Annotated in this window: 26 protein-coding genes and 1 tRNA gene; 14 read left to right on the top strand and 13 right to left on the bottom strand. The window is 65.7% G+C overall.

Features of this window, described 5'->3' with window-relative positions:
• Positions 1-107: 107 nt before the first annotated feature.
• The 9 genes from ACMZ6R_RS15515 to ACMZ6R_RS15475 form a co-directional block, all read right to left on the bottom strand.
• A complete protein-coding gene (locus tag ACMZ6R_RS15515; protein WP_416113077.1) occupies positions 108-1706 on the bottom strand; it encodes a B12-binding domain-containing radical SAM protein in 1599 nt (532 codons plus the stop codon).
• Between the two features lie 63 nt (positions 1707-1769).
• Positions 1770-3272 (bottom strand): D-glycero-beta-D-manno-heptose 1-phosphate adenylyltransferase, encoded by a 1503-nt coding sequence (gene rfaE2 / locus ACMZ6R_RS15510; protein ID WP_416113075.1) that lies wholly within the window; start codon positions 3270-3272, stop codon positions 1770-1772.
• Positions 3273-3363: 91 nt separating this feature from the next.
• A complete protein-coding gene (gene rfaD / locus ACMZ6R_RS15505; protein ID WP_416113073.1) occupies positions 3364-4350 on the bottom strand; it encodes an ADP-glyceromanno-heptose 6-epimerase in 987 nt (328 codons plus the stop codon).
• A gap of 130 nt (positions 4351-4480) precedes the next feature.
• Positions 4481-5323, bottom strand: coding sequence for a glycosyltransferase family 2 protein (locus ACMZ6R_RS15500; protein WP_416113071.1), 843 nt, complete (start codon positions 5321-5323; stop codon positions 4481-4483).
• A gap of 23 nt (positions 5324-5346) precedes the next feature.
• A complete protein-coding gene (locus ACMZ6R_RS15495; RefSeq protein ID WP_416113069.1) occupies positions 5347-6300 on the bottom strand; it encodes a lauroyl acyltransferase in 954 nt (317 codons plus the stop codon).
• A 2-nt stretch (positions 6301-6302) separates the two neighbouring features.
• Positions 6303-7604: a B12-binding domain-containing radical SAM protein gene (locus ACMZ6R_RS15490; protein ID WP_416113067.1), complete on the bottom strand. Its 1302-nt coding sequence runs from the start codon at positions 7602-7604 to the stop codon at positions 6303-6305.
• Positions 7601-9106 (bottom strand): B12-binding domain-containing radical SAM protein, encoded by a 1506-nt coding sequence (locus tag ACMZ6R_RS15485; protein WP_416113065.1) that lies wholly within the window; start codon positions 9104-9106, stop codon positions 7601-7603. Before ACMZ6R_RS15485 ends, ACMZ6R_RS15490 begins: the two co-directional genes overlap by 4 nt.
• A 12-nt stretch (positions 9107-9118) precedes the next feature.
• Positions 9119-9730 (bottom strand): chemotaxis protein CheC, encoded by a 612-nt coding sequence (locus tag ACMZ6R_RS15480; RefSeq protein ID WP_416113063.1) that lies wholly within the window; start codon positions 9728-9730, stop codon positions 9119-9121.
• A 145-nt stretch (positions 9731-9875) separates the two neighbouring features.
• Complete coding sequence (locus ACMZ6R_RS15475; protein WP_416113061.1) at positions 9876-10700, bottom strand: SIS domain-containing protein; 825 nt, start codon at positions 10698-10700, stop codon at positions 9876-9878.
• Positions 10701-10742: 42 nt separating this feature from the next.
• On the opposite strand from ACMZ6R_RS15475, the gene lhgO reads away from it, so the two are divergent.
• The 3 genes from lhgO (at position 10743) to ACMZ6R_RS15460 (ending at position 12784) form a co-directional block, all read left to right on the top strand.
• On the top strand, positions 10743-11954 hold the full coding sequence (gene lhgO, locus ACMZ6R_RS15470) for an L-2-hydroxyglutarate oxidase (RefSeq protein WP_416113059.1): 1212 nt from the start codon (positions 10743-10745) through the stop codon (positions 11952-11954).
• A 228-nt stretch (positions 11955-12182) separates the two neighbouring features.
• The gene (locus ACMZ6R_RS15465; protein WP_416113057.1) at positions 12183-12410 is read left to right on the top strand and encodes an AbrB/MazE/SpoVT family DNA-binding domain-containing protein; all 228 of its coding nucleotides are present in this window, start codon (positions 12183-12185) and stop codon (positions 12408-12410) included.
• Entirely contained in the window at positions 12407-12784 is a 378-nt protein-coding gene (locus tag ACMZ6R_RS15460; RefSeq protein ID WP_416113055.1) for a type II toxin-antitoxin system death-on-curing family toxin, read from the top strand. Before ACMZ6R_RS15465 ends, ACMZ6R_RS15460 begins: the two co-directional genes overlap by 4 nt.
• 259 nt (positions 12785-13043) lie before the next feature.
• Here ACMZ6R_RS15460 and ACMZ6R_RS15455 read toward each other — a convergent pair.
• The 3 genes from ACMZ6R_RS15455 to ACMZ6R_RS15445 form a co-directional block, all read right to left on the bottom strand.
• Positions 13044-13133: transfer RNA gene (locus tag ACMZ6R_RS15455), tRNA-Ser, on the bottom strand.
• A 13-nt stretch (positions 13134-13146) separates the two neighbouring features.
• Positions 13147-13860, bottom strand: a complete 714-nt coding sequence (locus ACMZ6R_RS15450) for a PilZ domain-containing protein (protein ID WP_416113053.1) — start codon at positions 13858-13860, stop codon at positions 13147-13149.
• A gap of 249 nt (positions 13861-14109) precedes the next feature.
• Positions 14110-15069 carry a chemotaxis protein gene (locus ACMZ6R_RS15445; RefSeq protein WP_416113051.1) on the bottom strand — a complete coding sequence of 320 codons (960 nt, stop codon included), beginning with the start codon at positions 15067-15069 and terminating at the stop codon, positions 14110-14112.
• 232 nt (positions 15070-15301) lie between these two features.
• On the opposite strand from ACMZ6R_RS15445, the gene ACMZ6R_RS15440 reads away from it, so the two are divergent.
• The 4 genes from ACMZ6R_RS15440 (at position 15302) to ACMZ6R_RS15425 (ending at position 20264) form a co-directional block, all read left to right on the top strand.
• Positions 15302-16540 (top strand): glycosyltransferase family 4 protein, encoded by a 1239-nt coding sequence (locus tag ACMZ6R_RS15440; protein ID WP_416113049.1) that lies wholly within the window; start codon positions 15302-15304, stop codon positions 16538-16540.
• A gap of 3 nt (positions 16541-16543) precedes the next feature.
• Positions 16544-18454, top strand: coding sequence for an asparagine synthase (glutamine-hydrolyzing) (asnB, locus tag ACMZ6R_RS15435; RefSeq protein WP_416113047.1), 1911 nt, complete (start codon positions 16544-16546; stop codon positions 18452-18454).
• A complete protein-coding gene (locus tag ACMZ6R_RS15430; RefSeq protein WP_416113045.1) occupies positions 18451-19650 on the top strand; it encodes an MFS transporter in 1200 nt (399 codons plus the stop codon). The genes asnB and ACMZ6R_RS15430 overlap by 4 nt, the downstream gene beginning before the upstream one ends.
• Positions 19651-19760: 110 nt before the next feature.
• On the top strand, positions 19761-20264 hold the full coding sequence (locus ACMZ6R_RS15425) for a DinB family protein (protein WP_416113043.1): 504 nt from the start codon (positions 19761-19763) through the stop codon (positions 20262-20264).
• 85 nt (positions 20265-20349) lie between these two features.
• On the opposite strand, the gene ACMZ6R_RS15420 is transcribed toward ACMZ6R_RS15425, so the two are convergent.
• On the bottom strand, positions 20350-20772 hold the full coding sequence (locus tag ACMZ6R_RS15420) for a hypothetical protein (protein WP_416113041.1): 423 nt from the start codon (positions 20770-20772) through the stop codon (positions 20350-20352).
• Positions 20773-21064: 292 nt separating this feature from the next.
• Between ACMZ6R_RS15420 and ACMZ6R_RS15415 the strand changes: the two genes are divergently transcribed.
• The 7 genes from ACMZ6R_RS15415 to ACMZ6R_RS15385 all read left to right on the top strand — a co-directional run bounded on the left by ACMZ6R_RS15415 (position 21065) and on the right by ACMZ6R_RS15385 (position 25412).
• Positions 21065-21373 (top strand): AtpZ/AtpI family protein, encoded by a 309-nt coding sequence (locus ACMZ6R_RS15415; RefSeq protein WP_416113039.1) that lies wholly within the window; start codon positions 21065-21067, stop codon positions 21371-21373.
• On the top strand, positions 21354-21809 hold the full coding sequence (locus ACMZ6R_RS15410; RefSeq protein ID WP_416113037.1) for an ATP synthase subunit I: 456 nt from the start codon (positions 21354-21356) through the stop codon (positions 21807-21809). Before ACMZ6R_RS15415 ends, ACMZ6R_RS15410 begins: the two co-directional genes overlap by 20 nt.
• 3 nt (positions 21810-21812) lie before the next feature.
• Positions 21813-22529 carry a F0F1 ATP synthase subunit A gene (atpB, locus tag ACMZ6R_RS15405; protein WP_416113035.1) on the top strand — a complete coding sequence of 239 codons (717 nt, stop codon included), beginning with the start codon at positions 21813-21815 and terminating at the stop codon, positions 22527-22529.
• 61 nt (positions 22530-22590) lie between these two features.
• Positions 22591-22929 (top strand): ATP synthase F0 subunit C, encoded by a 339-nt coding sequence (locus ACMZ6R_RS15400; protein WP_005994551.1) that lies wholly within the window; start codon positions 22591-22593, stop codon positions 22927-22929.
• Between the two features lie 94 nt (positions 22930-23023).
• The gene (locus tag ACMZ6R_RS15395; RefSeq protein WP_416113033.1) at positions 23024-23695 is read left to right on the top strand and encodes a redox-sensing transcriptional repressor Rex; all 672 of its coding nucleotides are present in this window, start codon (positions 23024-23026) and stop codon (positions 23693-23695) included.
• A 196-nt stretch (positions 23696-23891) separates the two neighbouring features.
• Positions 23892-24686: an SAM hydrolase/SAM-dependent halogenase family protein gene (locus tag ACMZ6R_RS15390; protein WP_416113032.1), complete on the top strand. Its 795-nt coding sequence runs from the start codon at positions 23892-23894 to the stop codon at positions 24684-24686.
• Positions 24687-25412, top strand: coding sequence for an adenosylcobinamide-GDP ribazoletransferase (locus ACMZ6R_RS15385; protein ID WP_416113030.1), 726 nt, complete (start codon positions 24687-24689; stop codon positions 25410-25412).
• Positions 25413-25475: the final 63 nt, after the last annotated feature.

Raw genomic sequence — 25475 nt, 5'->3', positions numbered from 1 at the left:
CTGTAGTTGTAACCGCTGAAAGTTTTTGGGAGGGGAGAGCGCGAGAGGGGGACCCTTTTTTCAAAAAGGGTCCCCCTCTCGCATTCTTCCACATCCCCCTCCCCCATTTACCCCTTCCTGCCGGCGACCACGGGATCGTGCAGGATGAGGCGTTTGAAGTAGCCGGTGATGCGGGCGATGTCGCCGCCGGCAAGCGCTGCGAGGCCCTTGGCCGCAAGTCGCATACCTTCGCCGGCCACATAGGCGAGCCTGTAGAGCCGGGTCGGGTTGTGTCTGGAGAAAAAGGCCGTCAGCTTAGGCGAGAGCAGCGCCGCGTACACCCAGCCCGGGATATGCTGGAAGGTGAGCAGATAGAGCAGAAACGACGGGTAGTTGCGCCGGGGCGGGATATAGAACGGCCGGCGGTAGATTTCCGTTTCCTCGTTGTGGATGCGTCCTTCGGCCTTGGCCAGCCGGTACAGTTCGGTTTCCGGAAAATAGACCAGACTGGCGATGGCCAGGCCGAAGGGCTTGGGGAGCCTGGCCAGAAGCCGTACCGTGTCGAGGAGGTCCTCCTCGGTCTCCCAGGGCGAGTCGATGATGACGTGGTAGTCCGGCGTCAGCAGCTTGCCCCGCCGTTCATGGAGCAGCCGCGCCCCGGCCAGGACCTTGTCCTCGGATTCGGACCGGCGAAAAAGCTTTTTGATCTTGGGGCTGCCCGACTGGATGCCCATCTCCACATAGCACAGCCCGGCGTCGATGAGCAGGTCGAGCTTGTCCGCGGACAGGGTCGTGGGCGAGGCCTGGCAGAAAAGGGGCAGGCCGATGTCCTTTTTGTAGGAGGCGGCAAAGGCTGTCAGCCAGTCCATTTTGCGGGAAAAAAAGGTGTCGTCGAAAAGCTGGATGCCCTCGATGAAGGGATAGCGCGCCGTGATCTGCCGCAGCTCGGCCATGACGTGGGCCACGCTTCTGTTGCGGAAATAGGGCGTGCCGCCGCCGGCGAAAAGCGCCTTGACCGTGGGCACGTTGCAATAGGCGCAGCCATGCGGGCAGCCCCGGTCGGTCATGGTGCGGTAGACGCGAAGGAGCCGGCCGCCCCGATACGGCACCCGGGGCAGGGCTTTGGCCAGGACGTCGGCGGAAAGGGGCACGATGCGGTCGGCCTCGGGGGCGTGCACAAACTGATCAACACCCGTAAAGTCGAAAAAGGGCAGCGCGTCGAGATCGGCAATGAGCGGGCGCAGGCCGTTGTCCACGATGCGCCCGTCCCGCCGGGTCCACACCCCGGGGATGGCGTCCGTGGCCCCGCCCGAAGCCAGGGCGGCAAGCAGTTCGTCCAGGGCCGTTTCCCCCTCGCCCCGACAGACGAAATCGGCGTGGTCAAGGGCCTCTTCGGGCCGGATGGTGGCGTGGATGCCGCCCCAGATGACCGGAAGCCCCAGGCGATCCTTCACGGCTTTGGTGAGCTGCGCGGCCCGGTCGAAGTAGTTGGTGAAAAACGATACCCCGACCAGGTCCGCCCCGGCGGCCAGTTCAAGGGCCGCGTCCACGATGTGGTCCGGGTAGCGGTAGACGAAGGAGCCGTCCTCCTGGAGCAGGCCGATGCTTCCCGGAAAAAGGACGAGGCGCACGGTGTGCCCGGCGGCCTTGAGATTGGCTTGCAGGCTCCTGACGCCGAAAGCGGACAGGTCCGGCGGCGTGGGGGAGAAAAGCGTCAGTGTGGGCATGGGGCATCCGTGGAAAGCCGTGTCCCGGGTGTTCTCCGGGCTTGGGGTTATTCGGGCGTTCGCCTAGCCGGGACCGCTTCGGGAGGCGTCCGAGATGCGGCGGATAAGGCCGGTGGTGCTGCGGTCCGGGGTCAGCGGCACGAGCACCACCCGGCCGCCGTAGCCCGCGACGACATCGGCCCCGACCACGGTTTCCATGGTGTAATCGCCGCCCTTGGCCAGCATGTCCGGCCGCACGGCCTTGATGAGTTCGAGTGGCGTGTCCTCGTCGAAAATGACCACCGCGTCCACCGAGGCCAGCGAGGCCAGCATGCGCGCCCGGGCCGCCTCGTCCTGGACGGGGCGGGTTGGGCCCTTGAGCCGGCGCACCGACGCGTCGGAATTGAGCCCCACGATGAGCCGGTCGCATTCCCGGCGCGCGCCGTCGAGCATGGCGGCATGGCCGGGATGGAGCAGGTCGAAGCAGCCGTTGGTGAAGCCCACGGTCAGGCCCAGCCGCCGCCAGAGGTCGGCCATTTCGGCCGCCCGTTCGCGGGAAAGTTCCTTCTGGCCGGCGTCCTCGCCGGATTGGCGCAGCACGGCCAGGCGCAACTCGTCGGGATGGGCCACGGCCGTGCCCACCTTGCCGACCACGATGCCGGCGCCGATGTTGGCCAGGGCGGCGGCCAGCCCGAGCGGCGCGCCCACGGCGATTCCGGCGGCCAGGATGGCGGCCACGGTGTCGCCCGCGCCCGAGACGTCGTAGACCTCCCGGCCGGCGGCCCGGATGTGGGTGGCCGGTCCGTGGGCGGGGTAGAGGCTTAAGCCCTCCTCGCTGCGGGTGACGCAGATCGCGCCGAAGCCATGGGTCAGGATGAGCGTCCGGGCGGCGCGGGCGTATTGGGCGTCGTTGGCAAGCGTTGCGCGGGTCGCGGCCGCAAGCTCGGCCTTGTTGGGGGTGATGACGCTGGCCCCCCGGTACCGGGCGAAATCCAGCCCCTTGGGGTCGACCACCACCGGGATTTCGCGCCGGGCGGCCTCGGAAACGAGGGCGGCCAGCAGACCCGGCGTCACGCCACCCTTGCCGTAATCCGACACCACGACGGCCGCCGCTTCGGGGAGAAGGGCCAGGGCCGCGTCGATCAGCCCCTGTTCGCTTGGGGCCGTGACCGGGGCCACGGTCTCGAAATCGGTGCGCAGCAGATGGTGTGAGCCGGAGACGTAGCGCGTCTTGACGGCGGTGCGCCGGCCGGGCTCGGGCACAAGGCGCGCCTTGCCGCCAGTCAGGTCGGCCAACAGCCCGTCCAGCTCCCGGCCGGCCGTGTCGTCGCCGACCACTCCGGCGCAGGAGACCTGCACGTCCAGGGCGCGCAGGTTTCGCACCACGTTGCCCGCGCCGCCGGGCATGGCGGCCTCGTCCTCGATGGCCAGGATGGGGATGGGGGCCTCGGGCGAAATGCGGCTGACCTTGCCGCGCACGAAGCGGTCCAGCATGAGGTCGCCGACCACCAGCACCCGGGCGTCCGCCAGACTGTCGCACAGGGCGATGCGGTCGGCGAGGGCGTACGTGTCGGGGCTTTCCAGCATGGCGGCCTCCTGTTGCTCGCGGCAATTTCCAGTCTGTCCTGTCGTAAGGCAACAAACCGGATTCAATAAATGTTTTTTTGCAAACGCGCCACTAGCGGTAGGGGTTGGGGCAGGAAAGGTAGCCCGTAACGTAGTCGGTCAGGGCCTCTTCAAGGGGCGTCATGGGGTCGGCGTAGCCGGCGGCGCGCAGTCGATCCAGGCGGGCTTCGGTGAAATATTGGTACTTGTCGCGGATCTCCGGCGGCATGTCCACGTATTCGATGGCCGGCGCACGCCCGGCGGCGGCAAACCCGGCGCTGATAAAGTCCTTGAACGTCCGGGCCGTACCCGTGCCCACGTTGAAAAGCCCGCTGACCCCGGGGTGGTCGAGGAGCCAGAGCATGACCCGTTCGGCGTCGCGCACGGACACGAAATCGCGCTTTTGCCCGCCGTCGGGGTAGTCCGGGTGGTGGGACTTGAAGAGCCTGACCGTCCCGCCGCCGGCGATAACCGGCCACAGCTTGGTCAGCACGCTTTGCATGGAGCCCTTGTGAAATTCGTTGGGGCCGAAGACATTGAAGAATTTGAGCCCCACGCACTGGGGCGGCAAAGGGCCGCCGTCGAGCTTGCGGCGGCAGACGATGCGGTCGAAGGCGTGCTTGCTGAAGGCGTAGAGATTAAGCGGCGTCAGTTTGGCCAGAGCCTCGGGGGTGAAAAGGTCGTCAAAGCCCTGGGAGCCGTCGCCGTAGGTGGCGGCCGAGGAGGCGTAAATGAGCGGCACGCCGGCAGAGGCGCACCAGTCGAGCAGGTCTATGGAAAAGCGCAGGTTTTCCCGGGTCACGGCGTCGCCGTCGGTGACGGTGGTCGCGGAGATGGCCCCCATATGGAACACGGCGCGAAGCTGTCCCCGCCGGCCCGAAAGCCAGGCCGGCAACGCCTCGGGCGCGATCAGGTCATCGAACTCCCGGGCCCGGATATTCTTCCATTTCTCGCCGCCACGCAGGCGGTCGCACAGGATGAGGTCGGTGATTCCCCGGTCGTTTAAGCCAGCGGCCAGGTTGGAGCCGATGAAACCGGCCGCGCCGGTGATGAGAATCATGGGCTGCCTCCGTGTCGGACAGGAACTTTGAAGAAATGTAGAGGCGTCGCGGCACCATGGCAAGTCCTGGTCCCGGCGGAGGGGTGGGGATCGGCGGGCGAGGCGGGCGCTCGTGCGCGTCGCGGCGGGCTCAGGCTTCTTTTTCCAGTTCCGCTAGGCGACGCTCCAGCTTTTCGACCCGCGCTTCCAGCGAGGTGCGTATGGCGGCGGTTTTGGCCCGGCAGGACACCTTTTCCTCGAGCAGGTCGTCGAGGATGAGGTTTTTTTCGAACCAGGCCCGCAACATGGTGCTCAGATAACGGCGGCCCATCTCGCTCAAATGGAGGTTGGAGTTGCCCCAGGTGCGGCCCTGCCAGGAAATGGGAACCTGGGCGATGGCGTAGTCGCGGATGAGGGCGTTTAACGAAAGTTCGATGGTGATGTTGAAATGGCAGGCCTTGAGCGGCCAGATGTCGCGGATCACGGTGGAACGGTAGGCCTTGAAGGAATTGGTCAGGTCGTTGTAGCGCGTCCAGAAAAGGAGCTGGAGCATACGATTGACAAGCCTGTTGGCCACAAGCTTCACCCGGGGATAGTTCGAGCAGTGCGAGCCCCGGATGAACCGCGAGCCGTACACGCAGTCGTAGCCTTCCTCGATCTTGCGGTAATAGCGGGCCACATCCTCGGGGTCGTCGGACTGGTCGGCCATGCAGATGACGATGACGTCCCCGCCGGCCTGTTCCAGCCCGGCCCGCACGGCCCGGCCGAAACCGCGCGGCGGCGCGCGGCGCACGATGACCACATGCGGGTCTTCCCCGGCCAGGGCGGCCAGCACCGCGTCCGTGCCATCGGTGCTGTTGTCGTTGACCAGCACCAGTTCGTAGGGGATGGCCTCGCGCGTCAGCACCTGGCGCAAACCCGCCACCGTGTCCCGGATATTGCCCTCTTCGTTGTGGGCGGGGATGACCACGGACAAGGTCAGGAGCTGGTCCATAGCGATTCCTTAAAGCGGGGCAATCAGTCCCGGATGTGTCGCGTGGCCAGGGGAAACACATGGTCTTCCAGACCGTGCCACCAGCCGGGCATGGCTGCGACCCGGGCGGCGTAGCGCTCCAGAAAATCCTCGGTCATGGCGCGACCGGCGGCGTTTTTATCCGAAATGGCCGGAACTTCCAAGGGCGCTTCGATGGTCAGGCAAAATGGGACATTGCGTCCCGGCCCGAGGAAGGCCGGGCACAGGGCCGCGCCCGTGGCCAGGGCCAGTTTGGCCGGCCCGAGGGGGGCGCTTAGGCGGCCGCCCGGAAAATCGAAGTCCGCGTGCCGGCCGAAGGGGACTTGCCCGGGGCCGTCGTCGGCCGTGGTCATGACCACGCCGCCGGCGCGCAGATGCTCGATGGCCCGGCGGGTGCCCGGTCCGGGCGGCACGATGGCGGCCGGGATGCGGGCTTCGTAACGCTGGCGCAGGCGGAAGGCCACGTGGCGGCCGATAAAGGACAGCCCGGCGTCGCTTAAAAAGCCGATCTGGAGCATGGGGTAGCCGAGCAGTCCGAGGGCGGCCAGGGGCAGCTGGGTCGGGCCGAAATGGCCGATGGGCAGCACCACGCCGCGTCCGGCGGCGAGCGCGGCGTCGAGATGTTCGCGTCCCTCGATGGCGAGCACCGAGGGCCGGTTGTCCCGGGTCAGCCGGGGAAAGACGAAGATGGACAGCTGGTTGACGTAGTGCGTCTCGTAGGCGGCGACCATCTGGGTTTTTCGCACGGCCTCGTCGAGGCCCGGCGCGACCGTGCCGGCGGCCCGCCTGAGCCTGGCCGCCCGGCCGCCGCGCCTCCCCGCCAGGGCGGCATGGAGCCGGCCGAGGCGGGCCAGCAGGGCGAACCCGGCCTTGGGCGGCAGGCGCTCGACCACAAGGCGCAGCGGGTACCAGACGACAAGGCGCAGCAGATCGCGGCCCGGGCTTTCCGAAACCTTCATGCCTACTTTCCCGCGGCCCGCAGCAGGAGATTGAAGAATTTGTCCAGATAGAGGGTCGTTGGCTGGCTGTAGGTGACCGGGGTCAGCAGGTCGGCTCCGGGCTCGATGAGCCCTTCGCGCGCGGCCAGCTCGGCCAGGGCGGTGTGGGGCTCCACGCGCAGGGTGTTGATTTCGAAATGCGCCCGCCGGCCCATCTGCCGCTTGGCCCGCAACAGGAAGGCCAGCATGCCCGCCGCCGCGAAAAGCGTTTGGCCGGGCGGGTTCTTGAAGAAGTTGTAGCTCACCTCGAAGCAGCCCATGTCGCGCACGAGCCCGTAGGCGGCGTCGATCTCGGCCACGGTCACGGCCTTGCCCAGTTTTTTGAGCGCGCCGTCGCCGTAGGCGTCAGGGGAGAAGATGACCGTGTCGCAGCCGGCGTCGCGGGCCAGCTCCAGAAACTCGCGGTCGAGGCCCCGCTCGGTGAACCAGGCCGACCAGGAAAGCGTGACGCCGCGCGCGATCATGGCCCGCATCACGTCCTTGGCGTGCTCGGCCGGCACGTTGAAGACCGAGTCGAGAAAGGTGAAGCGCGAAAGCCCTTGCTCGTGCTCCAGGCGGTAGAGCGACTCGGCCACGCGGGCCGGGTCCTTTTTGCGGTAGGCCTTGCCGTTTAAAAAACCGTACGGGCAGTAGAGGCAGGACAGGGCGCAGCCCCGCTTGGTCTCGACGCCCACCCCCCAGGGCACGGCGGCGTAGGGGGCAAGCGGCAGCACGGAAAAATCCGGCTCCGGCAGGCCGGCCAGGTCGACTTTCCCGCCCGGGGCTGCCGGGGAGGTCAGTCGCGCCGTGCCGTCCGGGGCGCGGACATAGACCGAGGGCACGGCGGCGGGATCGCCTCCCGTCCTGGCGGCCAGGGCCTCGATCAGGGCGGCGAAGGAAAGCTCGCCCTCCAGGTACACGCCGTAGTCGATGGCCGGGTGGGTTTCCATGATGCGTGCGGCGAACATGGAAAAGCCTGAACCGCCGACCACGAGGGGGCCGGAAAAGTCCCGGCGCACCGTCTCCAGCACCGTTTCGAAGGGCGGCAGGTAGGAGATGTTGACCCGGGTGTTGGTGGAGTCGATGTTGCGAAGCGACACCCCGACCACGTCCGGCGTGAAAGCGCGTACCTTCGCGGTAAGCTCGGTCATGGGCTCGGCGGCCACGTTGGGGTCGCAGCAGGCCACCTCGTGACCGGGCAGGCTCGCCGCCAGACAGGCCAGCCCCACCGGGTAGACCGGCGGGCCGTCGCCGCCGAGCCAGGACTGGACGAGCAGGACCTTCACGGCCGTCCCAGCAGTTTCCTGACCAGCCGCTTGGCCGGCCCGGCCACGGCAAAGGTCAGCGCCCAAAAGGGCCTGAAAAGCTTGGACCCGAACACTTTTGCCACGTCGTCCCGGGCGCAAAAAGCCAGCAGCCCGGAGGGAAACCGGCCGCCCTTGGCCAGAAGGATCAGAAAATTGCAGTAGTCCGGCCGGCGCATGGTGTAGCTCTTGGTGTAGACCTGACTGCGCTCGTCGGTGAGGTAGCCGTCGGCCACGGCCATGGCGGCGAGCTTGGTGCCGGGGTAGAGCACCAGGGAAAAGGGCTGGAGCCGGAAGGGCTTGGGGATGCGGGCGATGAAACGGATGGAATCCAGCCGGTCCCTTACGGTCTCGTAGGGCGTGTCCAGGATGAAGTCGTAACTCGGGGGAAGGAGCCTGTCCCGGTAGCTGTTGATGATGCGCATGGCGGCGAGCATCTTGTCGTTGCCCATGGCCTTGCGGTTGAAAAGCTCCTGGATGCGCGGCGAACCCGTCTGCACGCCCATTTGCAGGTAGATCATGCCGGCGTCGACCAGGGCGTCCATCTTTTCCCGGGTGATGGTGGCCGGGCTGCCGAGGCAGGTAAACGGCAGGGCGACGCGTTCCTTCCAGGCCTTGCAGAAATCCCGGATCTCCTCGAGGGGCCGGGCGAAAAAGGCGTCGTCGGAAATCCAGACGTAGCCGATGAAGGGCATGATGCGCCGGGCTTCGGCCAGTTCGTCCATGACGTGGGCAACGCTTCGCCAACGCAGGTAGCCCTTGGCCCCGTAAAGGGACTTGATGGCGTCGTTGACGCAGTAGGCGCAGCGGTGGGGACAGCCCCGGCCGGTCATGGTCTGGTAGCCCACCCGGCCGAGCATCTTCGAGACCGTGCCGCCGGCCAGGAACCGTTCGGTGACGGCCGGGGTGAGGGGTACGATGCCGCCGGCCGTCTCATCCCAGATATAGTGGTCCTCATGGGACCAGTCCGGCGGGGGCAGGGCGTCGAGGTCGGTGGTCAGCGGCCGCACCGGGTTTTCGGCCACGACGCCGTCCGGGCCCTTGGACCAGATGTTGGCGATGCCGGTCACCGGGCCGCCGGTTTCAAGGGCCAGGCAGACGTCGAGGATGGCTTCCTCGCCGTCGCCCACGCACACCATGTCCGCCGTGTCCAGGCATTCCCTGGGCCGGATGGTGGGATGCACCCCGCCCCAAAGGACGGGGAGGCGCAGGCGGGCGCGCAGGGACCGGGTGATCTGGACGGCGTTGTCCATGTAATTGGTCATGAGCGAAATGCCGACGAGGTCGGCGTCGCGGCACAAATTCGTCAGGGCGTCGAGGGTGCCTGCCGGGTAGCGCTCGGGCTGGTCGGTCAGGGCGTCGCCCAGGGGATCGGGCAGAAACACCAGCCGGGTGGCCACGCCGTTTTGGCGCAGAAACGACGAGATGGCCCGCACGCCGAAGGCGGTGATGTCGGGATAGGGGGAGATGAGGACGACGCGCATGACGGGGCGCTCCTACCTGAGTTGTTCCCGGATCTTCGCGTCCAGGGCGGTGGTCAGGGCGTCGAAGCCGTCCTGGGCCATGACCACCAGGATGTCGCCCGTGGCCAGGTAGCGGGCCACGGCGAATTGGGCGCGCACGTAGAGGGTCACGGAGCACAGCGCGTCGGCCACGGCCAGAAGCGGCCCCAGGGTGTTGGCCGTGGACAGGGGTTGGTAGCTCACGTGCAGGCCGAGCATGGTGCCCATGGCCCCGAGCACGCCGACCAGCACCACGTTGCCCACTTCGCGCAGGGTGTCCTCGCGCATGTGCGGCGAGGGGTCGGGGATGCCCATGGCCTCGGTCAGCCCGGTCACCAGGGCGGCGGCGTCGGCATGGGCGAAGGCCAGGGCGGTCATGCCGCGCATGGCGCCGAAAAACGGCAAAAATACGCCTTCGCAGATGGCCGGGCAGCGGTCCGCGGTGGCGGCGGTGAGGCTTGGCCGGCTCATGATGCGGATTTCCGGGGCCGAGAGCTTCACGTGGCTGTCGCACATGCGGTTTAAGGCCTCGGCGGCGCGGCCAAGACCGATATTGACGCATTCGCTTAAGAGATCCATGCGGGAATCGAGCGTTATTTCAGGCATGGCCGGTTCTCCCGAGCAAAGCGCGCCGCCTGGCGGCAACCCTGCTTCGCGACAGTTTGGAAAGCGCCATCATACGACGCCGGCGCGTCCTGGGAAAGCGTTTTCCGCGCCGGGCGCAGGCCGGACGCCCTGCCGCGCCGCCATGTTACCGGGATACTTCTTTTTTGCGGCAGCATTCCATGAGGTCCATCCAGTGATGCAGGATGGAGGCGTGCCCGGTTTCGGCCAGGCCATAGGTGGGGGCGGGGATGTAGAAGTTGAGGTCCCCGCGTCGCCGGATGGCGTTGGCCGGGGCAAAGCCCGAAAGCGTGGCCACGAAGCCGCCGAGTTCCCGGGCCACGTCCACGGCGCGCACGATATTGGGCGAATTGCCGGAACTGCTGATGGCCACCAGAATGTCGCCTGGCGTCATGTACCAGCGCAGCGGTTCGGCGTAGATTTCCTCGAACCGGATGTCATTGCCGAGCGCCGTGACCAGGGAAAGGTCCGTGAACACCTGGGTGCGCACGCAGCCGTTCTTGGCCAGGTCCGTGGCGAAATGGCTGGCCATGGAGGCGCTGGCCCCGTTGCCGACGAGAAAGACGCACCCGCCGGCGTGGCGCACCGTGGTCGCCGCCTCCAGCCAGCGGCGAAAGCCCTCGTCCGGGGCGCACGCGATGCCGTCGCGGTCGGTGACGGCCAGTTCGTCGAGGCAGGCGGCCAGCGCGGCCCTGTGTTCGGACCAGGCGATGGCGTTTCCCGGTTTCGTTTCCGGTCCTTCCGGACAGACGGCTTGGGCCCGGCCGGGCAGTCCGCATTCCTGGCTTGGTTTGGGCATGGTCATGGCAACCGAATAGTGTGTTTTCCCCGCAGCGGCAACCAGCGGCACCGGGGCGGACTTCTTGACGCGGTCTTCCGTTTGGGCCAACAGGCAGGCCGTGACGCGCCGCATCGTGCCGGCGCGCCGCCGTCTTTCGCCTCCGTTCGCCATGGACGCGGGCCCTTTTTTTGCCCTGCACCCGGAGTCCCTTGTATGATGCCTTCTTCCACCGCTCCCGATTTTCTGGTCATCGGCGCCGGCGTCGTCGGCATTTCCATTGCCCGCGAACTGGCGGCGCGCCATCCCGGCGCCTCCATCACGGTCCTTGAAAAAGAGCCGGACATCGGCGCCCATGCCAGCGGCCGCAACAGCGGCGTCATCCATGCCGGCTTTTATTATACCGCCGACAGCCTCAAGGCGCGGTTCACCCGGGAAGGCAACGCGGCGCTTAAGGCCTTTTGCGCCGAGCGGGGCTTGCCGGTGCGATCCTGCGGCAAGCTGGTGGTGGCCAAAAACGAGGCCGAGGTGCCGGTCCTGGACACGCTGCTGGCGCGCGGCAAACAAAACGGGGTGGAACTTTCGCGTATAACACCCCGGGAGGCCCGGGCCATCGAACCGCGGGTCAAAACCTGCGGGGCGGCGCTTTTTTCCCCGACCACGGCCTCCATCGACCCCTTGCAAGTGCTTCGGGCCATGGCCGCCGCCGCGCGCGAGGCCGGGGTGACCATCGAAACCGGCGTGCGCTACCTGGGGCGCGCCGGCTGCGACGTGCGCACGAGCGCGGCGACCTATACCCCCGGCTATGTCGTCAATGCCGCCGGGCTTTATGCCGACACCATCGCCAAGGATTTCGGCTTCTCCAAAAACTACCATCTGCTGCCCTTCAAGGGGCTCTACCTCTACGCCGCGCCGGATGCGCCGCCGCTGGCCACCCACATCTACCCCGTGCCCAACCTGGCCAATCCGTTTTTGGGCGTGCATTTCACGCTGACCGTGGACGGCAAGGTGAAAATCGGCCCCACGGCCATCCCCTGTTTCTGGCGGGAGCAGTATGGCTGGTTGTCCAATTTCGATTTCGGCGAATGCCGGGAGATCGTGGGGCGCGAGTTGTCCCTTTTCGCCGGGGCGGATTTCGATTTCCGCCGGTTGGCGGCCGAGGAGCTGCGCAAGCAGTTTCGGCCCCATATCGTCCGGCTGGCCGGGGAGTTGGCCACGGGCGTGCGCGTTTCGGATTACCGCAAATGGGGCCGGCCGGGCATCCGGGCCCAACTCGTGGACGCGGCAAGGCGCAAGCTGGTCATGGACTTCGTCATCGAGGGCGACGCCCGCTCGCTGCATGTCCTAAATGCCGTGTCGCCGGCGTTTACCTGCTCGATTCCCTTTGCCCGCCACGTGGCGGACAGGATCGAGGCGGCCAGCCGGTAGGGGCGGGGGCGGGTCAAGGATCTGTTCGCGGCAGGGGAGGCCGGGCAGGGACGTGACGGGGGCGTTCCCCATTTTCCCCTTCCGAAAAACGCCACTCGCCCTGCAATCATGCGGGTTCCGGGGCGTGGCGCTGTATTGCGGCATGCCACAAGCGCCACGGAAGAGGATTCCTCCTTGCCTCTATCCGGGGCGGTGTTATAATTTTCGTGTCAACATGGAGGTGCCGACATGCAGGCGCTCAAAATCAGAAAGGTGGGAAACTCCCTCGGACTGGTGCTGCCGAAGGAAGCCGTGGCGCGGCTCAAGGTCGTGGAGGGCGATATGGTGTATCTGACCGATGCCGAAGACGGCTACCGGATCACGCCCATGGACGCGTCCTTTGCCGAGCAGATGGCGGCGGCGGAAGACATCATGCGCGAGGACCGCGACGTACTGCGTGAGCTGGCCAATCGATGAGGTGGCGTTGGATAGACACCGCCGTGGCTCTGGCCATCCACGACCAGCAGATTGCCGAGCACGGGGGAACCGCCGGCGTTCGGGACATGGGGTTGCTCGGAAGCGCCTTGGCCCGGCCGGCGCAACTGGCCGCCTACGAAAGCCCCGATCTGTTTGACTTGGCCGCGACCTACGCCCATGGGATCGCCGCCAACCATCCTTTCGTGGATGGGAACAAGCGGACGGCCTACGTCGTGTGCATGCTGTTTTTACGGCTCCACGGGGGCCGCATCGACGCCCCGGGCTCGGAGCGGGTCATTGCGTTTGAACAACTCGGCAAGGGGGCGCTTGACCGGGATGGCTTGGCCTTATGGTTGCGGGAGCGGGGCAAGTGACCGTGCGTCGTCCCTCGTCTTCGTAGTCACCCGTATCGCCAAGTAAAGGCCCGCTTGCTGCGGGCTTTTGCCGCATGGGGCCGTATCGCTTGGACACGCGGTCGGCGAACAGCCTGTACCCAAAACGCCTCCCCGGAGAGCTACCGCCTGTTACCGGATGTCAACGGACTGGAATGGACGAAACCGGACCACGTTTCATCGGGTTCATTTTGATTTTCTTGAATTTTTTGACTGAATCGGACGTGGTTGGATCGTCATTTGGCGGAGGGAGAGGGATTCGAACCCCCGGACGGGTCACCCCGCCAGTGGTTTTCAAGACCACCGCCTTAAACCGCTCGGCCATCCCTCCGCGAAAAAGCTACCTAAGGCCGTTTCGGCGGCGAGGCAACCTCGAAATCCGTCGGATCGCAGCCCAGCCGCGTCAGCTCCGCGCACAATGCCGCCGGCTGTTCCAAAAAAGCCAGCCCCACCCCGGGCACCGCCCGCCGGCAGCCCCAGGGCTCGTGCCAGGCCACTTTCGCCCGCACAGCGCCGGTCGTGATGTCCGGAAATTCCAGCCAGGCCGGGGCGCCGACCGTCCAGGGCGCGGTCGTGAACACGAAACAGCCAAGCGTGGAAATGTTGGTGGTGCAGGTCTTCTCGCCGCCCGGCCCGTCGCCGTCGTTGCGGGGCGGCGTGCGCCACAATACCGCCGGCAAAGTCACGTCCACACGCTCCCCCCGACGCAGCCCCCGGGGCAGGAAATCGCGGCAGGCGGCCACGAATACCGACAACCCGTCCAGGCAGCCGGGGCCGGATTCGCTGCCCAGCGCGAAAATCGCATCCGTGCCCGGATCATACTTGAGCCGCGCCGACGGATACACCTCGGCCAGGGCATGGAGCAGCTTTCTGTCGAAATCCTTGGTCCGGACAATGGTCGGCACGTCGAAGAGCACCCCGTTGTACCGGCAATGGCGCATGGCCGTAAGCAGATCCCGGGAAGTGGCGGCCACATCGCACTCGGCCCCAAGCGCCGCGAGCGCCGCGACGAAGCGTTCCCTGGCCCGACCCTCGTGGACAACAAGCAACATCCGCATGGATACGCCTTCCCCTCCATGATTGCGCCCAGGCGGCCGCGGGATGCATACGCGCCGGCGCGGGACGCCTGGCCGGGAGTCCGGTTATGGGGAGTGGAAGCGGCTTCTCCGTGACGTTTTCTTGAAAATGCGGCGGCCTGCCTCGCAGGCGTCGCGGAGAGCCTCGGCAGAAGTCCTCGGGGAAGATTTTTCGGCCGGGCGTCTCTTCCACTCTTGCGGAAGGGGCGAGCCCTTGTCGGGAGCGCGGTCCTAGCGGTGCTCCTCGATGAGTTTGCGCGCCCGTTCCGCCAGGGTCCCGACCTCGGGCTTGGTCACCTGGTCGTCGGCCCCGACCGAAAGCCCCTTGTGGTAGAGCTGGTCGTTTATAAGCGACGAAAAGAGCACCACCGGCAACTGCTTGAGCACCGGATCGTCCTTGATTTTTTTGCACAGCGTATGGCCGTCCATGGACGGCATTTCGATGTCCGTGACAACCAGGTTGACGTTGCTGGAAAGCGGCGTTCCCTTGGCGTCCTCGGCTTTCCAGCCGGACAGCCGGTTCCAGGCATTCTGGCCGTTGATGTCCTGGACGACCTCGAAGCCGTCCTTCTCCAGATAGGAGGCGATGAGCCGACGGATGGAGTTGGAGTCGTCCACGACCAGGGTTTTGTAGGAGGACCGATCGGGTTCCGGGATGGCGGCCGCCGCCTTTTCCCGCTTCGTCTTCATGGCCAGGGCGGGGTTCAAGTCCCAGATGATCTGTTCCATGTCGAGCAGCAGCACGATATGGTCCTCGAATTTCACCACCCCGGTGAAATTGTTGGCCGCGAAGGTGGACACGAAGCCCGAGGGCGGCTCCACCTCGGACCAGCTCAAGCGGTGAATGCGCGTGACCCCGGAGACCATGAAGGCGTTGATGACCTTGTTGAACTCCGAGACGATGACCTTGGTGTTCTCGTCGCGGCCCATGGGCTTGCCGAGCCACAGGCTGAGGTCGATGAGCGGAATGACCCGGGAGCGCAGGTTGAACGTGCCGATCACGCTCGGATGTGGAGTCTGCGGCATACCCGTGACCTTGGGCAGACGGATGATCTCCAATACCTTGGCCACGTTGACGCCGTAGTAGGCCCGGTAAGGCTTGACCCCGGGTTCGGTGGCCTCATCGATGTAGAATTCGATGATTTCGAGCTCGTTGGTGCCCGATTCCAGGAGGATGTTGGTTTGCGCCATGGCAACCTCGATAGCCGTATGCCCATTTATGTCGAAAAAAAACGATGCCTTCCCACTTCCGCCGGGCCAGACCGCGATACGCGGCAGGCTCCAAGAGTATGCTTAGCCGCATCACGGCTCCGGCGCAAGCGTTTGCCCGGAGAAAGCCCCCGGCTTTACAGCCCCCCGCTCCCTGGACTACATAGCCGCCTGCACCCCGAAACGCCAAGCCTGCATCCGGCGAGCAATACTATTGAGCCTTCCCAAGACCGCCTATATCCTGCTGTGGTATCCGCTGCCCTCGGAGACGTTCATCTTCCGGGAAGTGGAAAACGCCAAGGCAGCCGGCATGCCGTTTTCCGTCTACGCCCTGTACGGCGAGGCGGCGAAAAACCTGTCGTCCGACATGCGCCGGGTCTCCCCGGGCGTCACGCGCCTGGGACTTCGCGCCGTGCCGCGCATCCTGGCCGACATGGCCTGGTGGGGCGTCCGGCGGCCCGTTGAGACCGCCCGCATCCTGGCCCGCGTCCCCTTTCGTCGCTGGAGCTGCCTGGAGGTGGCCGGTGAAAACGTCTGGGCCATGTGCGCCGGTTTCTCCCTGGCCCGGATGTTTAAAAATGCCGGAATCGAGCGCATTCACGCCGGCTGGGCCAACGGCCCGGCCACGGCCGCCTGGGTGGCCTCGCGGCTTTCCGGCATACCCTTTTCCTTTTCCGCCCGGGCCGGGGACATCTATCCCCAGGATGGGGCGCTGTCGGACAAGATTCGCGCCGCCTGCGCCGTTTTGACCAACAACAAGGCCAACATCCCCTACCTGGCCTCCATAGTCCCGGAAGCGGCCGGCAAGATCAGCCAGATTTACAACAGCCTGACCCTGACCGGAAAATCCGTGTCCCCGGTCCACATGGAGCCGCCGTACCGGCTTCTGGCTGTGGGACGTTTCTGCCGCACCAAGGGCTTCGAGGTCCTCATCGACGCCTGCGCCGTGCTGTCCCGGCGGGGCTTTCCCTTCCAGCTGACCCTGGTCGGCGCGGGCCTGCCCTGGCCCACGGCCGTCATCCGCCGCCGGGTGCGCATCCATGGCCTGCGGGCCCGGGTCTTTATGCCCGGCTTCGTCAGCCACGACCGCATGGGCGAGCTCTATGCCGCAAGCGACATCTTCGTCATGCCGAGCGTGGTGCACCCCTCGGGCGACCGCGACGGCATCCCCAACGTCATCATGGAAGCGCTGGCCCATCAGCTGCCCGTGGTGGCGACGGGCGTGTGCGGTATCCCGGAAGTCGTGGAGGACGGCGTGACCGGCCGGCTCGTGGGACAACGCGATCCCGGGGCCCTGGCCGACGCCATCATGGCCCTGGCCGCCGACCGAGACCGCGCCGTGGCCATGGCCACGGCCGGCAGGAAAAGGGTGGCCGCCATGTTCGATCCTGAAAACAATACCCGGTCCGTGCTGGACTTTTTCGCCCGGCCGACCGGGAACGAGCGGGGCTGAGCCATGTGCGGCATCGCCGGTTTCGTCTGGCCCGCCGGCGGCGGGGTGCCGTCCGAGGCCGAGCGCCTCTCCTTTCTGGCCGCGGCCACCGGGGCTCTGGCCCATCGCGGCCCGGACGGGGAGGGGCTTTTGCTCGAAGGCCCGTGCGCCCTGGGCCACAGACGCCTTTCCATCATCGATCTGGCCGCCGGGGCCCAGCCCATGGAAGACGCGGACGGCCGGGCGGTGGTCACCTTCAACGGCGAAATCTACAATTACCGGGAACTGAAGGCCCGCTACGCGGCGCGCGGCTTCCACTTTCGCACCCAAAGCGACACCGAGGTCATCCTGGCCGCCTGGCTGCTGGACGGTCCCGCCGGCCTCGACGCCCTGGAAGGCATGTTCGCCTTCGCCCTCTGGGACAAGGCCAGCCGCACGCTGTTCGCCGCCCGGGATCGCTTCGGCAAGAAACCCTTTTATTACACCCTGCAAAAGGGTGTGCTGGCCTTCGGCTCGGAGCTTTCCGCCCTGGGCAGGCTGCCTTTTTTGCGCCTGGAGACGCCGGTTGCGGCGCTGATGCGCTTTGCCGCCTACGAATACGTCCCGACCCCGGAGACCATCTACAAGGACGTCTTCAAACTGCGGCCCGGCCATTACCTGCTGTTCCGGGACGGGAGGCTCACCACCGATTCCTACTGGGACATGCCCCTGCCCGGGCCCGAGCCCAAGGCCTCGGAAGAGGACCTGTGCGCCGAGCTGCGCCTGCTTTTGGCCCAGGCCGTCAAGCGCCGGCTGGTGGCCGACGTGCCGCTCGGGGTTTTCCTTTCGGGCGGGGTGGATTCCTCCACCGTGGCGGCGCTGACCGCCGGCATGGTCTCGCGCATCAAGACGTTCAGCATCGGCTTTACCGAGGCTTCCTACGACGAGTCGCGCTACGCCCGGCTTGTGGCCGCGCGCTTCGCCACCGACCACCACGAGCGCATCCTTTCCGCCGACGCCTGCGGGGCGCTTTTGCCCGAGATCGTCTCGCGCTTCGACGAGCCCATGGCCGACCCGTCCATCGTGCCCACCTACCTGCTGTCCCAGGTGACCCGCGAAAACGTGACCGTGGCCCTTGGCGGCGACGGCCCGGACGAGCTTTTCTACGGCTACGAGTATTTTCCGGCCTTCAAGCTGGCCGCGGCCTACGACCGGCTGCCGTCCTTCGCCCGCAAGCGCCTCATCGAGCCCTTGACCAGACTGCTGCCGCAATCGGCCGGCTACGTGAACCCCCGCTTCGTGGCCGACACCTTTCTGGCCGGGGCCCGGGCGCCGCAGTGGCTGCGCGTCCAGACCTGGCTTTCGGCCTTCACCGCCGAGGCCCAGGCGGGGCTCTGGCGCGACCCGCCGGCCGGCCTGCTCGACCCGGCGACCCTTTTCGCGCCGACCAGGGCCCTTTTCGACGCCTACCCGGCCAAGGACCCGCTGGCCCGGGTCGGCTACGCCTTCGCTCGCCAGTACATGCTCGACTACATCCTGGTGAAGGTGGACCGCTGCTCCATGATGCATTCCCTGGAAGCGCGCGCCCCCTTTCTCGACCGCGACGTGGCCGAATTCATCTGCCGCCTGCCTTCGCGCTACAAGCTGCGGGGAACCAAACGGAAATACCTGCTCAAAAAAGCCGTGGCCGGGCTTTTGCCCAAGGAAATCCTGGGCCGTGGCAAGCGGGGCTTTCTCATTCCCGTCGCCTCCTGGCTGCGCGGCCAGTTGCGGCCCCAGGTGGATATGCTCCTTGGCGAAAAGCACCTGCGCGAACAGGGCATCTTCAACCCCAAGGCCGTGTCGCGTCTCGTGGCCGAACACGCCACCGGCGCGGTCGACCACCGCAAGAAGCTCTGGACGCTGCTCGTCCTGCAACTGTGGCTTGAAGCCCACAAACCGAGCATTATTCCGTGAAACGAAGCGACGATCCGGCCCGGCCGGAACACGCGCTCACCCGCACGGCCCTTCGCGCCAGCGGGCGGGCGGACATCCTGCTTTTTCTCCTCGTCATGACCGTGGCCTCGACCTCGGGGCTGCAGGCCTGGCGCACGCTGATCAACAACTTCGCCGTGGAAACGGCCCACCTCGGGGCCGACCAGATCGGCCTCGTCCAGTCCATCCGCGAGGTGCCGGGCTTTCTGTCCATGCTCGTCGTCTACGTGCTGCTCGTTTTCTGCGAGCTGCGCGCCGCCGCCCTGTCCATCGTCGTGCTCGGCATCGGCATCGCCCTGACCGGCCTTTTCCCCAACCTCTGGGGCTTAAGCCTCACCACGCTCATCTGGTCCGCCGGCTTTCACGCCTTCGAGCCGCTCAACCAGTCGCTCACCCTCCAGCATTTCAACACCCTCGAGGCCCCGGTGGTGCTTTCGCGCATCCGGGCTCTGGGGGCGCTCGGCAACATCGTGGTCGGCGTGGCCATTTATTTCCTGGCCGACGCCATGGGCTACACCGAGATCTTCGCCGTGGCCGGGGTCTGCGTCATCCTGGTCGGATTGTGGGGGCTTTCGCGCAAGGACTGCACCCCGGCCGGCCCGCCCCAGAAAAAGAAGATGTACCTGCGCCGGAAGTACTGGCTCTATTACATGCTCACCTTTCTCGAAGGCTCGCGGCGACAGATCTTCATGGTTTTCGCCGTCTTTTTGCTGGTCAAGAAGTTCGATTTCACCGTGCAGGCCATCACCATCCTGTTCGTGGTCAACAACGTCATCAATTATTTCTTCAATCCCATGATCGGCCGGGCCATCAACCGTTACGGCGAGCGCCAGCTGCTTTCCATCGAATACGCCGGCATGATCCTGGTGTTTTTCACCTACGCCTACACCGAATCGTCCCTTGTGGCCGGCTGCATGTACGTGCTTGATTTTCTGCTTTTCAACTTCAACGTCGGCGTGCGCACCTATTACCAGAAGATCGCCGCCCCCGAGGACATCGCTTCGGGCATGGCCATGGGGTTCACCATCAACCATATCGCGGCCGTGGTGGTGCCGGTGCTCGGCGGTTTGCTGTGGATGTTCGACTACCGGATTCCGTTTTTCATCGGCGTAGGCCTTGGCGTGCTTTCCCTGGCGTTGACCCAGTGCATCCGCACCCCGGCCAAAGCGGCGGGGTAGGGCCGAATTCCTGGAGAGTCCCGTGGCCGCCGCTTGCCCGAAACGCGCAAGCGGGGGTATCGTGGCCGTGATCCCATCCTGTTCCATCGTTTCGGAAAGGAGGTAGCGCAATGGCAACGACCACGGGAAGCAAGGTGGCGGGGGAAATCCGGCAAAAGCTCGAGGCCTTGGCGGCGGTCTGCCGGGAAATCGATGCGCGGACCCTTTCGCGCGCGCCCGAGGGACGCTGGTCCCCCCGGGAAATCCTGTCTCACATCCTGGGCGCGGACGGGGGCTATCGTCCGCTCTTCCAGGCTTTTTTGGACGCGGACGCGCCCACCCTCAACATCGGCGTGGAAAAAACCTATCTGTCCGAGGAGCGCGAGGTCCTGGACGCCGGGGAACTGTGCGACGCCATCCGGCAGGAATACGAGGCCATGGCCGCCTTCGCCGAAGGCCTCTCCGAGGAGGAGCTCGGCCGCAAGGCGCGTATCCCCCAGCTGAAACAGTCCCCCCTGGGCGAATATCCGACCCTCGGCGCGCTGCTCGCCGGTCTTGGGAGCTACCATTTGCAATTCCACATCGACCACCTGCGTGAGGTGCTGGACGCGCTGGCGGCGCAGGAGAAGGCCTGAGGCGAAAGGGCGGCCCGGCCTAAAAAAACCGCCGGAGGGTCGGGACCCTCCGGCGGAAAAAACGAAAAAAAGGATCGTACCGGTTTTACTGGGCCCGGCGGTTGCCCGTGCCGCAGCCGGAGCGCACGGACTGGCAATAGGAGATGCAGGCCCGGTCGCCGCGGCACTGGGCCACGCACCGCTGGTACTGCTGGGCGCACATGGCCGGGGTCTCGGGAGCCGGGTTGCCGAGGTTCTGGAGCATCTGCCGGGTGACGGCAATGGCCGGCACGTTGGGCGCAGCCCCGTTCATCTGGGTCTGGAGCACGGCGGTGCAGGTCAGGTAGCACTGGGGCACCACCGCGTTGCAGACCACGCTCGGGTCGTGCGTGTCGCCGGGGGGCATGGTAATGGCGGCCACGGCCGCGCCGTTGGGTTTGACGCAATACAGTGTGGACTGGGCCAAGGCCATGCTGGCGGCAGCCAGGGTCAGGGTCAGGACAAGGGAAACGAACAGAAAACGTTTCATGGTTTTCCTCCTTGGCGGAAACGAATTTCCGACTATCCCGATTGGTAGCGAAAAACCATGCCGATGTCATGAACAAAACGCAGCGAAATCGGGGCGGGGCGCAAAACGGCCTTGCCCGCGCCCGGCGGTGGGGATACGTTGCTCCGTCGATTGCGCGGGACAACGTGTTTCGGGGCGGGTGAAAGTGGGGTCCCCCCGTTGACTTTTCCCGGGGGGCCATGCTAGTTCCTCTCGACTTGTGAACTTGTGCACGAGCGCCCGCTCGTCCTGGCTGGCCCACCGGGAGGGTAAGGTGTTCGGGAAGCTGATTAAAGACAAGGGTGTCCGCGATTCCATCGCGTCGGCGTCGGTGGTCGGGCTCAATCTGGTCTCCGCCACCTTTGTCGGACTTTTTCTTGGCTGGTGGCTGGACAAATGGCTGGGCACCAAGCCGTGGCTGCTGCTGGCGTTTTTGATCTTCGGCATCATCGCCGGATTTCGAAATGTCATGCAGGAAGTCAAAAAGATCCAGAAGGCCGATGCCCGGGTTGGGGATGATGGGGAAGACGGGCAGGACGCCGGGAAAGGGCAGGGGCAAGGCGATGATGCTAAAAAATCTTAGGGACCGGCTGGATCGGTGGCTGCTGCGTCGGGGGTATGTTCACCCCGAGGTGCGTGAGCTTGTCCGCAACCAGATCGTCCTGACCGCCCTTGTTCTGCTTGTCTGCCTGCCGCTGTCCGGCATCTCCGTGGCCGCCTGGTCCCTGGCCGCCGGGACCGTGATCATTTCGCTCAATTTCTGTTCCCTGGCCCGGTTCGGCCAGCGGATCACGGGATACGAGAACAAGCGCGAAGCCGTGTTGGCGGTGCTGGCCCGGTTTTATCTGCGGCTGGCCATTTCCGGCGCGGCGCTTTTCGCCTGCATTGTCTGGTTCGGGGCTATGCCGCTGCCGCTTCTGGCCGGCATAACCACGGTGGTGGTTAACTTCCTCGTCTGGGGCGCTTGGCGCTATGCCGGCTCCAGGACGCGCCAAACGCTTACGGGAAAGGAGGCATAGGACATGGCTGGTGGGTTGCCGCATCCGGTTCTGCTCGTCGAAGAGGTCGCGAAAGGCGCCGGGCTCTATAAGCTCAACGATGTCTTTCACACCCAGGTTATCGATTCGAACGTCATCTACGCCTGGTTTGTCATGGTCCTGCTCATCGCCCTGGGCATGCTGGCCACCCGTAAGCTCAATATGGTGCCGAGCGGCATCCAGAACTTTTTCGAAGTCGTCGTCGGCGGCCTCGAATCCTTTGTCGTCGAAAACATCGGCGAAAAAGGCCGCAAGATCTTTCCCTTTCTGTGCGCCCTTTTCATCTTCATCATCACTTGCAACCTGATCGGCCTGATCCCGGGCTTCGACTCGCCGACCAACAACGTCAACACCAACGCCGCCATGGCCCTCACGGTGTTCATCTACTACAACTTCTGGGGCATCCGGATGTGGGGCGCGGGCTACATCAAGCACTTCATGGGCCCGTTCTGGTGGCTGGTGCCCCTGATGCTGCCCATCGAGATCATCTCGCACCTGGCCCGGCCGCTCTCCCTCACGCTCCGTCTTTTCGGCAACATCCGCGGTGAGGAAATCGTCCTGGTGCTGCTTTTCGCCCTGGCGCCCGTGGTCGGCACCTTTCCCATGTACTTCCTGTTCACGCTGGCCGACTGCATTCAGGCCTTCGTGTTCTTCATGCTGGCCATGATCTACCTCAAGGGCTCGCTGGAACACGCGCACTAGAATCGGGGGAAATGGTCCTTAGGACCGTAACTATTAAACACCTGTTCTCAGGAGGATCGACATGCGTAAGGCTTTCATGACCATCTTCTCGACCGCCGCCCTGTTGACCGTGGCCACCGCCGCTTTCGCCGCTGACGCCGCCGCCATGGGCGCCATCGGCACCATCTCCTGGGCCACCGCCATCGGCATGGGCATCGCCGCCGCCGGCTGCGGTCTTGGTCAGGGCCTGGGCCTCAAGGCCGCTTGCGAAGGCACCGCCCGCAACCCCGAGGCCGGTGGTAAAATCACCGTTACCCTGATCCTCGGTCTGGCCTTCATCGAATCTCTGGCCATTTACGCCCTGGTCGTCTGCCTGATCCTGCTCTTCGCTCACCCGTTTGCGCAGGTCATCACCGGCTAAGTAGAATGTCCCGGAAAGGAGGCCGGGAGCCCCGGCCTCCTTTTTTTTTCCAACCAAGTCTCTCAGCCACGGCACGCACCGAAGGGTTGCCGCCTTGAAAAGCGAACACATCCCAAAGGCCACTATCAAGCGCCTGGCCATGTACGTGCAAGTGCTGGAAACACTCAAGCGCGAAGGCTCCCAGGTCGTTTCTTCCGAACTGCTCGCCCGCGCCTGCAGCGTCAACCCGTCCCAGATCCGAAAAGACCTCGCCTATTTCGGTGAATTCGGGGTGCGGGGCGTCGGCTACCACGTTCAGGACCTCATCTATTCCATCAAACACTCCCTCGGCGTCGATCGCGTCTGGAAATGCGCCCTCGTCGGCGTCGGCAACCTGGGCAAGGCGCTCCTGCGCCACCAGGACTTCAAATTTCGCGGTTTCGATATCGTCGGAGCTTTCGACTGCGACCCCTTCAAAATCGGCGAGGAAGTCTCGGGCCTCGAAGTCGTGTGCACCAGACGCCTCAAGGACGCCGTCAAGGAACTGGGCATCGAGATCGGCCTGATCACCACGCCCGTCAACCGGGCCCAGCGCGCCACCAACTTCCTCATCGAAGCCGGCGTCAAAGGCATCATCAACTACTCCCCGGCCATGCTCACCGTGCCAAGCGACGTCTACGTCGAATACGTAGACTTCTTCCACCACTTCTATTCCGTCGCCTTCTCGCTTACCCTCGATCGCAAGCAGGACCGCCCCGGTCTCGACCCCGCCGACGGCGACAAGTAAGCAGCGGGCAGAGGCCTCGCTGCTGCTCTCCGCCGGCAGGGCTCTGCCCTGGACCCGGCGCACCGTCGCCTTTTCGGAGCGAAAGCGAGAGAGAGCGCTGTCCAAACGCAGCCCCTTTGAACGTTTTTGAAGGGGGTCCAGGGGGAAACTTTTTTCAAAAAGTTTCCCCCTGGCCGCCAGAGGCACGGACACACCCATGCACCAAGCGCCGTTGATCGCCTTGTTGACGGATTTTGGCCGAGTGGACCCGTACGTGGGGCAAATGCGGTCGGTGCTCATGTCGGCCGCGCCAGGGGTGCCGCTTTTGGACGTGAGCCATGACGTCGCGCCCCAGGATGTGTTGCAGGCAGGCTTTTTTTTGGCCGCGACCCTGCCCTGGCTGCCGCCGGGCGCGGTGGTGTGCGCGGTGGTGGACCCGGGCGTCGGCACGGACCGACGGGTGCTTTTGGCCCAGGCGGGCAGCCACTTCCTGCTTGCGCCGGACAATGGCCTTTTGACGCTGGTGTTCGAGGCCGAGGCGGGCTGTCGCCTCTTTGACGCCACGCCGCGCCTTGCGCCCAAAAGCGCCACTTTTCACGGCCGTGACGTGTTCGCGCCCCTGGCCGCGAGACTCGCCATGGGCGAGGAGGCGCAGGATGTGGCCGCCATCTGGACGGGCCCCGATCCGGTTTGGCTGGAGGGACTGGCCCCGGTCCGGGAGGGGACTGGCCTGCGCTGTCGGGTGCTGTCCGTGGACCGGTTCGGCAACGTGGTGCTGGGGCTGCCCATCGGCCGGTTCGGCCAGCCGCCGGACAAGGCGTCGGTCGTCGCGCCTGTGGCCGTACCGCTTGCGCCGGCCAGGACCTACAATGACATCGCCCCGGGCGCGGTCGGCATCCTGGCCGGCAGCCAGGGCTACCTGGAGCTGGCCATGGCCGCGTCCTCGGCGGCGGAGCGGCTGGGACTTCGGGGCGGCGACCTTGTGACGCTCGACTGGCCCATGGAGGCGTAATTGGCTTTTTTTCGTCATTATCTAGCGGCGCTCGGATTTCTCACCCGGCTTGGGCCGGCGATTTCCAACCCCGACATGGCGGCCTGCGTGCCGCTTTTTCCGTTGGTCGGGGCCACGCTCGGGCTGGTCATGGCCGTGCCGCTTTGGCTCGGGCTTTTCGGCGGCCATCCGCTGGCCGGGGGCTTTGCCTACGCCGTGGCCAATCTGATGCTCACGCGCGGGCTGCATCTGGACGGATTCGCCGACGTGGCCGACGCCTGGGGTTCGCTGGCTTCCGGAGACCGGTTTTTCACCATCATGAAGGACAGCCGCATCGGCGCGTTCGGCGGCATGGCGCTGGTGGTGGCTCTTCTCGGCCAGACCTGTCTCGGCGCGGAACTGCTCTCTTCCGGGCGCGTCTGGGTGCTGGCCCTGGCCCCGACTGCCGGCCGGGCCGGAGCGGTGGCGCTCATGCGCCTGTGCCGCGATCTGGCGCGGCCGGGACTCGGGGCCCTGTGTCTGCCCGGGGCCACGGCGCGCAATACCGCCTTTGCCCTGGCCATGACGCTGCTGCTTGGCCTCTTCTGGGCCAGACCGCTGTCCCTTATGGCCATGGCCGCGCTGTGCGGCCTTGTCCTCTGGCGACTGGCCCGGCTGGGGCGTAAGCAAGGCGGCATCAACGGCGATTTTCTGGGCGCGGCCATCGTCGGCTGCGAACTGGCGGCGCTTATGGGCGGGTTGGTGTAGCCGGGGGGAACCCTTGTCTTACGAAAGGGTTCCCCCCGGACCCCCCTCCTAAAGACTTTTGAT

Origin of the sequence: Solidesulfovibrio sp. C21 (genome assembly GCF_047785625.1) — a bacterium.
Lineage (GTDB): Bacteria > Desulfobacterota > Desulfovibrionia > Desulfovibrionales > Desulfovibrionaceae > Solidesulfovibrio.
Note: the sequence above shows the minus strand (reverse complement) of the source record. Positions and strands in the feature narration are given on the sequence as shown.

Coding starts and splice junctions, on each gene's coding strand:
- ACMZ6R_RS15495 (WP_416113069.1), bottom strand. CDS start 6,300: ATGAAGGTTTCGGAAAGCCCGGGCCGCGATCTGCTGCGCCTTGTCGTC.
- ACMZ6R_RS15515 (WP_416113077.1), bottom strand. CDS start 1,706: ATGCCCACACTGACGCTTTTCTCCCCCACGCCGCCGGACCTGTCCGCT.
- ACMZ6R_RS15390 (WP_416113032.1), top strand. CDS start 23,892: ATGCACCAAGCGCCGTTGATCGCCTTGTTGACGGATTTTGGCCGAGTG.
- ACMZ6R_RS15500 (WP_416113071.1), bottom strand. CDS start 5,323: ATGGACCAGCTCCTGACCTTGTCCGTGGTCATCCCCGCCCACAACGAA.
- atpB (WP_416113035.1), top strand. CDS start 21,813: ATGGCTGGTGGGTTGCCGCATCCGGTTCTGCTCGTCGAAGAGGTCGCG.
- ACMZ6R_RS15480 (WP_416113063.1), bottom strand. CDS start 9,730: ATGCCTGAAATAACGCTCGATTCCCGCATGGATCTCTTAAGCGAATGC.
- ACMZ6R_RS15460 (WP_416113055.1), top strand. CDS start 12,407: ATGAGGTGGCGTTGGATAGACACCGCCGTGGCTCTGGCCATCCACGAC.
- ACMZ6R_RS15420 (WP_416113041.1), bottom strand. CDS start 20,772: ATGAAACGTTTTCTGTTCGTTTCCCTTGTCCTGACCCTGACCCTGGCT.
- ACMZ6R_RS15410 (WP_416113037.1), top strand. CDS start 21,354: ATGATGCTAAAAAATCTTAGGGACCGGCTGGATCGGTGGCTGCTGCGT.
- rfaD (WP_416113073.1), bottom strand. CDS start 4,350: ATGATTCTCATCACCGGCGCGGCCGGTTTCATCGGCTCCAACCTGGCC.
- ACMZ6R_RS15445 (WP_416113051.1), bottom strand. CDS start 15,069: ATGGCGCAAACCAACATCCTCCTGGAATCGGGCACCAACGAGCTCGAA.
- asnB (WP_416113047.1), top strand. CDS start 16,544: ATGTGCGGCATCGCCGGTTTCGTCTGGCCCGCCGGCGGCGGGGTGCCG.
- ACMZ6R_RS15450 (WP_416113053.1), bottom strand. CDS start 13,860: ATGCGGATGTTGCTTGTTGTCCACGAGGGTCGGGCCAGGGAACGCTTC.
- ACMZ6R_RS15485 (WP_416113065.1), bottom strand. CDS start 9,106: ATGCGCGTCGTCCTCATCTCCCCCTATCCCGACATCACCGCCTTCGGC.
- ACMZ6R_RS15400 (WP_005994551.1), top strand. CDS start 22,591: ATGCGTAAGGCTTTCATGACCATCTTCTCGACCGCCGCCCTGTTGACC.
- ACMZ6R_RS15425 (WP_416113043.1), top strand. CDS start 19,761: ATGGCAACGACCACGGGAAGCAAGGTGGCGGGGGAAATCCGGCAAAAG.
- ACMZ6R_RS15475 (WP_416113061.1), bottom strand. CDS start 10,700: ATGGCGAACGGAGGCGAAAGACGGCGGCGCGCCGGCACGATGCGGCGC.
- lhgO (WP_416113059.1), top strand. CDS start 10,743: ATGATGCCTTCTTCCACCGCTCCCGATTTTCTGGTCATCGGCGCCGGC.
- ACMZ6R_RS15465 (WP_416113057.1), top strand. CDS start 12,183: ATGCAGGCGCTCAAAATCAGAAAGGTGGGAAACTCCCTCGGACTGGTG.
- rfaE2 (WP_416113075.1), bottom strand. CDS start 3,272: ATGCTGGAAAGCCCCGACACGTACGCCCTCGCCGACCGCATCGCCCTG.